Origin of the sequence: Pseudomonas sp. F01002 (assembly GCF_004402115.1) — a bacterium.
Lineage (GTDB): Bacteria > Pseudomonadota > Gammaproteobacteria > Pseudomonadales > Pseudomonadaceae > Aquipseudomonas > Aquipseudomonas frigoris.
Map to the genome: position 1 here is coordinate 1 of NZ_SOPU01000076.1, position 10,961 is coordinate 10,961.

Annotated in this window: 8 protein-coding genes and 1 pseudogene; 2 read left to right on the top strand and 7 right to left on the bottom strand. The window is 47.4% G+C overall.

Annotation, left to right across the window (positions count from 1 at the left end):
* Positions 1–578: 578 nt before the first annotated feature.
* Positions 579–914 carry a hypothetical protein gene (locus tag E3W21_RS28915; protein WP_134423058.1) on the top strand — a complete coding sequence of 112 codons (336 nt, stop codon included), beginning with the start codon at positions 579–581 and terminating at the stop codon, positions 912–914.
* Between the two features lie 259 nt (positions 915–1,173).
* On the opposite strand, the gene E3W21_RS28920 is transcribed toward E3W21_RS28915, so the two are convergent.
* From E3W21_RS28920 to E3W21_RS28950, 7 genes are all read right to left on the bottom strand, one after another.
* Positions 1,174–2,688 (bottom strand): S41 family peptidase, encoded by a 1,515-nt coding sequence (locus tag E3W21_RS28920; protein WP_256661692.1) that lies wholly within the window; start codon positions 2,686–2,688, stop codon positions 1,174–1,176.
* Positions 2,685–4,088, bottom strand: coding sequence for a TolC family protein (locus E3W21_RS28925; RefSeq protein ID WP_134423060.1), 1,404 nt, complete (start codon positions 4,086–4,088; stop codon positions 2,685–2,687). Before E3W21_RS28925 ends, E3W21_RS28920 begins: the two co-directional genes overlap by 4 nt.
* Before the next feature lies 1 nt (position 4,089).
* Positions 4,090–6,180, bottom strand: a complete 2,091-nt coding sequence (locus tag E3W21_RS28930) for a peptidase domain-containing ABC transporter (RefSeq protein ID WP_134423062.1) — start codon at positions 6,178–6,180, stop codon at positions 4,090–4,092.
* A 12-nt stretch (positions 6,181–6,192) separates the two neighbouring features.
* A complete protein-coding gene (locus E3W21_RS28935; RefSeq protein ID WP_166793884.1) occupies positions 6,193–7,443 on the bottom strand; it encodes an HlyD family secretion protein in 1,251 nt (416 codons plus the stop codon).
* A gap of 18 nt (positions 7,444–7,461) precedes the next feature.
* Positions 7,462–8,610, bottom strand: a complete 1,149-nt coding sequence (locus E3W21_RS28940) for a JmjC domain-containing protein (protein WP_134423066.1) — start codon at positions 8,608–8,610, stop codon at positions 7,462–7,464.
* A gap of 37 nt (positions 8,611–8,647) precedes the next feature.
* On the bottom strand, positions 8,648–9,643 hold the full coding sequence (locus tag E3W21_RS28945; protein WP_134423068.1) for a radical SAM protein: 996 nt from the start codon (positions 9,641–9,643) through the stop codon (positions 8,648–8,650).
* A 68-nt stretch (positions 9,644–9,711) separates the two neighbouring features.
* Positions 9,712–9,933 carry a hypothetical protein gene (locus E3W21_RS28950; protein WP_134423070.1) on the bottom strand — a complete coding sequence of 74 codons (222 nt, stop codon included), beginning with the start codon at positions 9,931–9,933 and terminating at the stop codon, positions 9,712–9,714.
* Positions 9,934–10,525: 592 nt separating this feature from the next.
* On the opposite strand from E3W21_RS28950, the pseudogene E3W21_RS28960 reads away from it, so the two are divergent.
* A pseudogene (locus tag E3W21_RS28960) lies at positions 10,526–10,843 on the top strand (transposase); the annotation flags it as partial.
* Positions 10,844–10,961 lie beyond the last annotated feature (118 nt).

Consider the following 10,961-nt stretch of genomic DNA (forward strand, 5'->3'; position numbering starts at 1 on the left):
CCGCAGGCACAATCGGTTGGGGACTACGAAGCCTTGCTGCCATGGAACTGCTCGCCAGAGATGCCACGGTAAACGACTGCCTCATCTTGAGGTAGGTGTAGTTCGTGGATCGGTTACGAAACCGTTGCGTGCTTAAGCAACCTGCTGATGGGCTCTGACGCCCATTATTCAAGGATCATCGACGGGTACCACACAGAGCCAGAAGTTCTGAAGAATGCACTTAACTCAGCGAACTGGCAGTCAACCCTGATGAAGGCACCTGAGCTTCGTCGGCGTATTGTTGCAGCGGTAGTCCACCACTTTCACCTTCTCCAAACTCGAACGTATCCCGATGGTAAAGGGACTGTCGCGAGGGTGGTCATTCACCAGCATTTGGCTCAGCTCGGGTTGCATCCCCACCTGTGGTCGCTTGCTCGCGGCTTGGCCCGTAGGCACGAGGAATATCACGCTTTTGCTCCGACTCATCGAACGCAAGTGAGCGAGCCTACTGGTGGCGTCCAACCGTCAGGTAAATCCACTCTCAGCTTTATTGAATTCGTGCTCGAGTGCTCGAGGTTTGCCTTGGAGAAGTGGATTACATGACTGCTGCGCTGAATCGCCGCCAGCTTCGGGAAGCAGTGATGCATGGCTTCAGAACGAACTCGCGGTTAATAGAGGCGGGGATCAGACCGCAAACAGGGCCGGCATTCCTTGCACTGCTGAATCAGGGCGCACTACCGCGTACCGAGTTCGAAACCTTTATCGGACTTCAGCCTCGCGAAGCATGCAATCAGCTCAGCAAGGTGATTAATGTTGGCCTTGCGGTGAGCTCGGCATCTAATCGCCATACGCTGCGGGTAGGCCTACCGCTCTGGTTTGCACAGGATATTTTCCCTGATTTCTCTTTAGCGAAAAGCGAAGTCAAGCCGGGCTAGAAGCCCGGAGGGCCGATAGTTTTTGGGCTGTAGACGCGATCGATGTCTTGAATATCGCGGCCTTTGTCTCTTGGTTCTATTCGGATTGATCTCATCAATCGCACGTCATCCATTGGGTAAACGCTCCACGACGACCCCTTCGCTTCGAAAAAAGAGGTCGATGGTAGTGAATAACCTTGCGTCGTTGCCTGCCTGAGCATGGGATGTATCAGTGGAAAATCACTGTCCAAGTGCGCGTGGAATCCCCACGCCGACCTGCTCAAAAGTAACCAAGCAACCACTTTTGAACGGCTGGCGTGTCATTTATGTCGCCATCGAAAACATATTGCGGGTCATAACTTTGATTATTCCCCCGCACTCGCCCTCTCCAGACTTTCAAGGGCAACCAGAACTGAGCCCCACTTGGTAAGACCTGAGAGCCAATATCGATATACAACGTGTCACCACTCGTTGATAACCCAAAATGGGTCGCTCCAGGAACGGCCAGAACCGCATCTGCAAAATCCAGACAGGCACTTGCACAGAATGAATCCGTCACCAGCACAAGCTGGCCTTTGAATGTTTTTTGATTCGATTCTTTAGAGCGGTCTTGATCGAGCGAAGACGTATCTGGCTGTCGCAACCAGTCTTTCCTCTCCACAAGCGCAGCGCTCATCGACTCACGCAAACCTGAAACAAACTTGTAGGCGTCGCTGTTTTTTCCGTAATCGCTTTCCATGCTGGCCAAAGCGCTATTCAGTGTTGCAAGCGCAAGAGGAGAGACCCGCCACATTGCATACGAACGTGAGGATTGATCCAGGCTTTCAACAAACTTTTCACCCAATAAAGCAGACAGAATCCTGGCCCCAACCAAGCTGTTACCACCGCGATTGCCACGTGTATCAAGTACAACCAGCTTGGCATCATCGATGTTCTTGAGAGCGTCGAGCATTTTTTCGAGGGACGCATTCTCGACTGCCGAAGGTGCGAAATTCGATGCGTGCACCCAATAGCGCCCGCCTCCGAGGTTCTGAAGAGCCTGAGGTGGTTGAGGCTGAGTCAGAAAATCGTTTAATTGCCCGCGATCCTCCTGCCATAACAGAGCAAAGTTTTGCTGTACTCCGCTCGGCAGAACAACCAGGCAATTGCTTGCCCGTTTTCTGGCGAGCACTGGATAGTCCGCATCATCAACGGTCAAATGCTTGGCCAAGTGATTCCATGTAGATTTCAAATTCAGTCGGCGATCTACGTAGGGCGATATTTCATCACCCAATATTTCGCGGACTGTTTTCCCGTCACATGAGATGACTCTTGAATCGATTGGAGGCAAAGGGACAGGCCACTCCTTTGGAACACGACTGACGACAAAATCCTCCCCTCTCATATCCAGCATGAAACCGGCCCAGGAAGATTTGCCTTTGCTGGATTGATAAACGCCTACATGGCCGTCCTTGAACCCTGAAATATAGAAACCCAGAACGGCTTGAGCATCCCTCTCCGAGCTGACACGCAGGGCCAACTGCTTTGCCTCCCGATAACCTCGCTCAACCCAGTCAATAAAACTTTTATTTTCTTGATCTATGGTGCCTGGGTGAGAGGAAACGATCAGTTGGTGAACGGCAGAAAGGTCTGTCACCGCCATATCGACTAATCCACCCTTGGGAGACTCATCAGCAAACACAGAACCGACAACACCGACGCCGGCCAGGACAACAGTCAAAAATCTTTTAACAACGTTCACATCAAAACTATCAATCATGTAAAAGTACCAGAACCAAAGCAGATTTTTGATCACATGGATTTCATGTGGTTATCGCGTACAAGTATGCCAACGCTCGCAGCCAAGCGAATCCGCGCAGCCCTCCATCGAGCAAGAGACTGCACATACTGCTGATTTGCATTGGCTAGCGCGGTTTGAGCGTTCAACAGTTCAATAATTGAGCCCACTCCGGCTCTGTATCGCCCTTTGGCTACCCCGGAGGATTCCTCGGCCGACCGTACCAGACTTTTTGCAATGTTGATGCTTTCATTTTCTGTCTTGAGATCCGAGTAGTTTATCCATATGGCATTGGTAACGTTCAACTCGGCCTGCCTTAAAAGTGCCTCTTGAAGCTGTATGCTTTCATACGCTTCTGAAATCCTCGCACTATTGCGAAAACCTTCAAACAAAGGAAATGACAGTTTGAGTCCGACTTCCATTGAATTAAAGTCTTTGGCATATTCCTGCGCATAGCGCTTTTCTGAATAAGAACTCACAAAAGACAGACTGGGCTTCCCCTCGGAGATGGCCGTTTGCAGATGAAACTTACTAGCTTCAAGCTGGGCTCTGGCAGAAAGAACGGACGGATGCTGCGCAATCGCATCCTGAATGAGTAAATCCAGCGATTTACTCAAATCATCGGAAAAAACCGACTCATCGAGCTTATCAATTACTATTTTCGAGCCTTGATCTACGCCTAACGTATAGGCTAGTTGTGCCACAGCCTTTTGATAGTTCCCCTGTGCTCTGACGCGATCCAGTATTGCTTCAGAATGAGCCGTTTGTGCCTGCAGCAAATCTGCCCGCGCACCTACACCTGCAATATATTTGGCCTGAGCAGCCAAAAAGCTCTCCTTTGCTGCTGATTCATTGTCCAGACTCGAATCAATTACCCCTCTGGCCGCTGCAACGGAAAAATAGTCTCTGGAAACATCTGACACCAGAGATAATGTCTCGGAATCCTGAGCTAAAACTGCAGAAAGCAATAAACTTCTATTTTCTTCCACACTGCCGTGCCTTCCACCAAAGTCCAGAAGAAGCCATGACAAATTCAACGAAGAATCCCATAAGGCTTTTTCATTTGAAGCAGCAACATCCTTGAGCGCTTCGCTATTCAAATACAAGCTTGGCAGATAAGCAGACTTGGCAGCTGACAATTTATGCTTCTGGATTTCTATGTTAACTCGCGCCTGAGACAACTTCGGATTTGCACAAAGAGCAAGCTCCAACGCCTCATCGATGCTCAGAGATTCATCCCATGCACATCCAAATGAAAAATTTCCTTTCGTTGTCTCAGTGATCCCGTTTCGCTTTTTGGAAGCATTGAGATAACCCACCTCTCCGGGCCTATAAAAGTCCGACACCTGCTCCGCGCAAGAAAACGAAGGCAAAATAACAAGCACTGTCAATAACACCGGCGATAGATACTTGTACATATCAAGACCGCCTCATTTGAATCACCCGATCAGCCGCTGCAATTGTATCGGGTCGGTGAGCAACGATAATTCGCGTCACTTTCAAGTTAGCCACCGCGCTATTTACTTCTTTTTCTTTCTCGATATCCAGATGACTGGTCGCTTCATCGAGCAAAAGTATTTTAGGACGTTTGTACAGTGCACGGGCCAGAAGGATTCTTTGTTTCTGACCACCAGAAAGAACACTGCCCATATCACCAATCGACGTATTGTAACCCATCAACATTGACCTAATATCTTCGTCGATAGCTGCCATCCTCGCGCATCTCTCTATCCACTCCTGATCAGGTTGATGATCAAAAAAACAAATATTGTCGGCGATCGAACCAGAGAATAAATCATCATCCTGGAGAACAGTGCCTATAATTCCCCGCAAATTTTCTATACCAACTTCATTGATATCTACACCACCTACCAGAACCTTCCCTGAAGTCGCTTTGAAAATACCAAGCAACAAATGCAGCAACGTTGTTTTACCACAACCAGAAGGCCCGGTAATGGCTACAAATTCGCCTGCCCCAACCTTGAAGCTTATATCTGACAGAACCTCCCTTTCATGATCACCATAGCTGTAACTCAGCCCGACGACCTCGATACTTGGCTCAACAGCTAGATTATAAGATCCGGACTCTTCCATCATGAGTTCGGGCTTCGTCAGAACTATGTCTGCAAGACGCTCCCCCTGAACCTGAAGCATTTTCACTTCGAAACCCTTGTTGATCAGCGCAGTCAACCTTAGATTAAAAATTGATTTGTAGGCAATGAACGCCATCAAAAACCCGATAGAAAACTTTCCATCAATCACCATGCTGACACCATAGTAAATGATTAATATGTTTTCTATTCCGGTGATTACACCTATAGCGCCATGATACAAAATGTGAATTTGCTGTGCCTTCAAGTCCAGATTCACTTGACTTACCAGCATCGACAGCCAGGACGCGCTCCTATCCTCCTGACGTTGAAATAGTTTTATTGCGCGTATGCCCCTCGCGGTTTCCAGAAAATGAGTTTCTTGTCGGGCAGAATGTATGATTTGCTCTTCCGTAGCCTTCTTCAAAGGTACAAACCATAAAAAACGTATTACCAGATAGAGGGCAAGAGCCGTAACAGAAATCGATGCCAGAAATACGCTGTAGTAGAACATCATACAGACGATGGCTACAGACATTACACCATCCAGCAAAGCTTCCAACAGTGAGGTAGTGAGAGTCCTCTGAACTTGATCAATGGATGAGAATCTCGAAGTGATATCACCCAGACTTCTCTTCTCAAAGTACTCAATCGGCAAACTTATAAGATGTTTAAATATATTAGCCTTAAGTTGTATATTTAAATGCGTACCAAAATACAAAAGCATTCTGGCCCTTATGAGCTTCATGAACTCCTGGGCCAGCATCAGCCCCCCAAAACCAAGCGCCAGCATGACTAACAAATCGACATCAAATGCCGGCAAAACGTTATCCAGTGTCAGCTGTAAAAACAGGGGCGACATGAGTGACATAAGTTCTAATGCCGACGCTACTGCGAGAACTTTTGCTGCAGATCGATAAGCTCCGCGGACGTTGCCAATGACCGACGTTATGCCGACACGCGGTGGCTTCTTCTTTAGCTCAAAGCCTGGATTTGGCCACAGTTCCAGTGCTATGCCAGTGAAGAACTTTGAAACTTCCTCATAGGTGACTGTACGCCGTCCGTGTGCAGGATCATGGATGACACAACCAGCCTTATTGATTTCAACCAAAACCACGAAATGGTCGAAATTCCAATGGAGTACACAAGGTAACTTGAGACTACTCAAGCCGGTCATTTCCAGTTTTACAGGTCGGCTATTCAAATTCATTGCATTTGAAATTTTTACGAGTCCACGCAGAGTCAACCCCTGCTGGGACACCGAAAATCGCTGACGAATCTCTCTTAAATCGGTGTGATATCCAAAATGACTGGCAATCATCGCTACGCATACCAACCCGCACTCTGAACGCTCGGACTGATGAATTACAGGCGTACTATTTTCGGAGTGAAAATTTATTTTCCCAAGCAACTCTTTCATTGTCACTTCCAGTTATATCTTTCCTGTTATCGAATAGATTGGTTCAATAATCCACTCATATAACTTGCGCTTCTCGAGCATGATGTCCGCGTCCAGCAGCATCCCGGCTCGCAAGGGAATAACATCGCCATATGCTTTTACAAACTGACGTTCAAGCTCAACCGTCACCCTATACATCGGCTCCTTGCTGGATTCAGGATTCGCTATCGGTGGCATTTCCGTTTGCAGCAGAGGTGCCTCGGATATATCCAAAACCGAACCTTTGGCCTGGCCAAATTTTTGATAAGGGAAGGATTGATATCTAACCCCCACCACAGCACCTTTGCGGACAAATCCTATTGCGCGACTGGGAACAAACAAATGAGCCTGAAACCTTGATCCGCTTGGAACGATGGCAGCCAATGCCTCGTCAATCTTTGCCGTCTGACCAACGTTCCCCCTTATCGCTGTAACGGTGCCGTCGCTTGGAGCAGAGACAACGGCTTCATATTTAGCTTCATTCTCGACTACTTCCTGATCGACAACCTGCAAGCTTCGCGCAAGTTCTTCTCTAATATTTGATTGCGTGAGCGGTGTACTTGAGATATTTCGAACAACAGTCGCGTATTTATAGTCAACATCTGCACGACTTCGCTCAAGGTCTTTCAGGCGAATTTTCTGCTCAAGGAACTCTTCCTGTTTCTGATCAAGTTGTTCTGGAGCGATATAGCCTTGTTCCATCAAGCCTTTGTAACGCTTGACCGAACCTTCGGATAACGCCATCTTTCGAACCGCAAGCGATATCTGCTGGTCAAGATTATCCCTTTCACGGGTCAACGTAGAGGCATTATTACGCAGCGCCTCCATCTCAAGTTCATGAATATGCTCTGTGGTCTTTATTGCAGACGCTAGGCTACTTCGTTTATCTTGAAGAGCTGCGTTAATGGTTTCTTGGATGGCCAGTTTTTTTTGGCTCTTCCTGTCACTGGATAAAACAAAAAGTGTGTCACCCGCCTTGACTTTCTGCCCTTCACTGACAGACCGGGCCTTGATCAGTCCACTCTGGACGGCATATATCTGAGTAACACCGCTCTCTGGAATCAACTCTCCATGTGCCGTTACACGCTTCGTATAATCGCCGCCAAACAGGAATCCAACTGTTATCAATGTAAACACAATAGCAAAGGCAGATATCAGCGTATGGTTGACCGGACTCGCAAGAATTATTTCTCCGTAAATCTCATTCTTGCTCGCCTTGGCAACCAACGCCTCTTTCCTGAACATAATATTACTCATGGCAACTTACGCACTGGCACGATATAAAACATCATGAAACATCAATGAACTTACGATTTTTTTCATTGGGTCAGACGGTATACGGAGTTGCGCCGACAACTCATCAATAGATAGTCCATTCTGCGATGAAAGCAGCTTTATCACTTTCCATTCAAGACTATTGATCGGGACTTTCACTCCATTTACCACGCAGCTTTCATCACTAACAGCAGCGTAATTACTACTCAAATTCAACCTTGTACTAGTACAGAGACCATCACCACGGCCGAACACATTCGCACCCACATCAAATCTCGTGCTTGTCCTGTTGGAGGAAATAATCGTCTGCTTGAAAGTGCTAAAATTCTCCTCACTCATGATTTCTTGCCTGACTTTATCAAAAGCCAGTTCGAGATCATGAAAGTCGGCGTCCGAAAAACCAATTCTCTTCCGACATTCAATATGTTTTTCAAGAAACTTATTACACACCCACTCAACATAGGTGCTTATATGCGTAGTGTGTACGCCGATCGCCACATGGAAAGTTGGTTCGCCTATCGCTACCGCACTGTGCCACCAGCCACGAGGTACATATAAGAGGTCACCTGCCTCCAGAACCGTATCCAATATTGGAATTTCTGAGCATTCGCTCTTGAATTCCTTACTGGTTTGTCCTGGCATCGGCAACTCAAACGTTGGTGGGTAGATCTTCCATCTTTTCCTTCCTACCAACTGGATAGCAAAAACATCATGACAATCCCAGTGATTTCCAAATGCAGCCTGTGGATTGAAAGCCAGATAGCCGTTGCCCAGCGTTTCCTGATTCACCACGCCAGAAATTTCTTTACAGAGGCTATCTATATACAGAGAGCTTTTTTGCATTCTATTTAAAATTAGCGTAGCCCCATCCTGCATAAGCTTGTAGAACTTCGGCTTAATGATGGTCTTTCGTGGCTTACCAACTTCATTATAGGTAAAAACATACTCACTCTCCGGTATAAACGCACCATTATGGAGATTAACACTGGGAGCTTCCGGTTCAATCGTACCAAGAATATTATCTATATCGGCAAGCGTGAAGGCTTCGGCTTTAACCGCCCCTCGACGAAGGTGAAAATTTTTTTCCTGAATATTATTCAAGAAATACTCACTCGACACTCCAAGATCAATAAGCATTCAAATCTCTCGACTGCAGCAAGATGGCGATTAAGGGTTAGCTGGCACTTACGACGGGAATCAGGTTTGGCATTTTTGGCAAACCAACAGCTGGACAACTTAATTTTTCCTTGTCATCCGAGTACCCCCTCATCCACATACTCATCCGCTCCGAATCAAGCTTGACAGTTCCGTTCTCGTTTATTTTACCAACGGAGTTCCTGTCATCTGAAAGCATCACAGTACACTTCTGTATCGTTCCATCTGCGCGTATCGCGAGAGAGTTGGGGCGCGACGCATAACAAACGTATACGCCTTTGTCAGACTTACTGACGGTTTTGGTATTTAACAGCTCATTCAGCTCTGCAATAGTTGTGAGCTTTTCGCTCTTGGAGAGCAAAACTCCTGACGTATCGTTCGGCCCGCCCAGATTTTCAATTGTTTTCAGGAATACCGTAAATCTTGAGTCAGACAGGAATGTTTTCTTTATCTCTTCAGCAAGTCGCTTTACAGATGAGACGTTCTCTTTGGTGAGGTGAACCCTGAGCGTAACGTTGAAGTCCAGGCTCGATCCCTTCAACGCCAGGAGATTTGACCATATCCTATTGAACGTACCCGCGCCGGAAGCAAGTTTTCTGGTTTTGTCATGACCGCTCTCAAACCCGTCCAATGAGATCTGATAATTGCGCTGATTCAGGCCACAAAGTTTTTCTGCCAGATCAAGTGTCAGGAGGTATCCGTTGGTGGTCAGGGATCCACTAAAATTCACACTGGCCTGATCACAGGCTTTTTTTGCGAACTCACTCAATCCAAGAACCAGATCCTTTGCTGCAAGTGGCTCGCCACCAAACCACTGGAGATGAAGGTTATCCAGTTTTGGCAATCGCCTGCCGATGAGATTTCTTATGCCTTCCTGAGTCTTTTCATCCATTCTCCCTATCAGAAAATCCTCATAGCAGTAGGTGCACCTAAAGTTACACTGCTCCGTAGGATAAAGAATCAGTTCAAGATTTTTAGGATTTAGCGTTGCCAGAATATTTTTATCTAGATCCATCTAATTCACTCATCATTCTATTTATTAGAGTGGAGCACCGAATGGGTGCTCCACGTTCATTACATCAATCAACCATCTTGGTCATCACCACAACTCGAGTTAACTGGCGGTGAACCGCAAGCACCATTTACGGGAGTGTCTCCGCACTTGGCATTGACCGAGCCACCATTACAACCAATGTTAACTTCCCAGCCGCCGACTACAGCATCCAGCACTTCCAAGTCTGTAATTTCATACGATCCATACTCGTCAAACTCAACGAGTTCAGTACCACTGGCTTTATTTTCCACGGCTATTCCTTGCTGTTTTAAAGTTGCGGGCGCGATTAAGCCTGGCTAAACACGCCCATTTATTCCGTGAAAACAGATCCACGAAAAATTTTAAATAGAGGTTAACTTTCAGGCACAGACATACCAACTCACAGGTCTTATCCTGGAGTCTGGATGCGTGTTAGTTAGATAATTGGGGAGGAAGTCATAGCCAATCCTTAGCTAATAAAAGCACCGCTCAAAAGGCCGGTCAGAGGCGCGGAATCATAATTGCGTTACAAGGCGAAGGCAAGACCATACTAGAGTAATTATTGCTCTTTTTTTCAAAAACTACTCACTGCTGCGACCACCAGCCCTCCTACACTTCTAAAAGGCGCCCACCGGGCGCTTTTTTTCATTCCACTTTGCCGATGAGTAACTGACGGTAACGTAAACCCTATAGCGGGAGACTTTCAAAGCTCTGTTGGCGAACGAGGCCTAAGCTTTTCCTGGATTGAATCCCACTCGTCCATTGAGATCAGCACCGCGCAATTGCGGTCACCGTCGATAAAAACTGGCTTGCGAGTTGCGGCAACTTGCTCAAGCAGTTCATCGAAGTTTGTCATCGCGTGAGCATACGCGGCGCAAGTTCTTCGAATTGCATGCCACCAACAAGAGCCAGCTCGCCGAGCAGGCTTTGCGCTACATCCAGTTGCTTTACGAAATCGAGAGCGAAGTCCGCGACCTGGAACCGGATTTACGGCGCCGAATACGGCAAGAAAAAGCCGTACCGGTGATGGACATGCTGCATGCTTGGATGATCGCCCAGCGCGATCTCGTGCCCGACGGTTCGGCTATCAGCAGAGCACTCGATTACAGCCTGAAACGCTGGGCAGCGCTGTCGCGCTACCTCGAGGACGGGGCCGTACCCATTGATAATAATTGGGCAGAGGTGCGACACGAAGTCGCTTAATGAAGTTGTTCCCCTCTGCGGGAACCTCCCGTGTCACCGGGTGAATCTAGAAGGCTGAATCAAGAGCGCCTTCGACAATGTGACGAGGCACCGCAAG

Excerpts from the sequence above, each read along its gene's own strand:
- E3W21_RS28915 (WP_134423058.1), top strand. The coding sequence starts at position 579 with ATGACTGCTGCGCTGAATCGCCGCCAGCTTCGGGAAGCAGTGATGCAT.
- E3W21_RS28925 (WP_134423060.1), bottom strand. The coding sequence starts at position 4,088 with ATGTACAAGTATCTATCGCCGGTGTTATTGACAGTGCTTGTTATTTTG.
- E3W21_RS28930 (WP_134423062.1), bottom strand. The coding sequence starts at position 6,180 with ATGAAAGAGTTGCTTGGGAAAATAAATTTTCACTCCGAAAATAGTACG.
- E3W21_RS28935 (WP_166793884.1), bottom strand. The coding sequence starts at position 7,443 with ATGTTCAGGAAAGAGGCGTTGGTTGCCAAGGCGAGCAAGAATGAGATT.
- E3W21_RS28940 (WP_134423066.1), bottom strand. The coding sequence starts at position 8,610 with ATGCTTATTGATCTTGGAGTGTCGAGTGAGTATTTCTTGAATAATATT.
- E3W21_RS28945 (WP_134423068.1), bottom strand. The coding sequence starts at position 9,643 with ATGGATCTAGATAAAAATATTCTGGCAACGCTAAATCCTAAAAATCTT.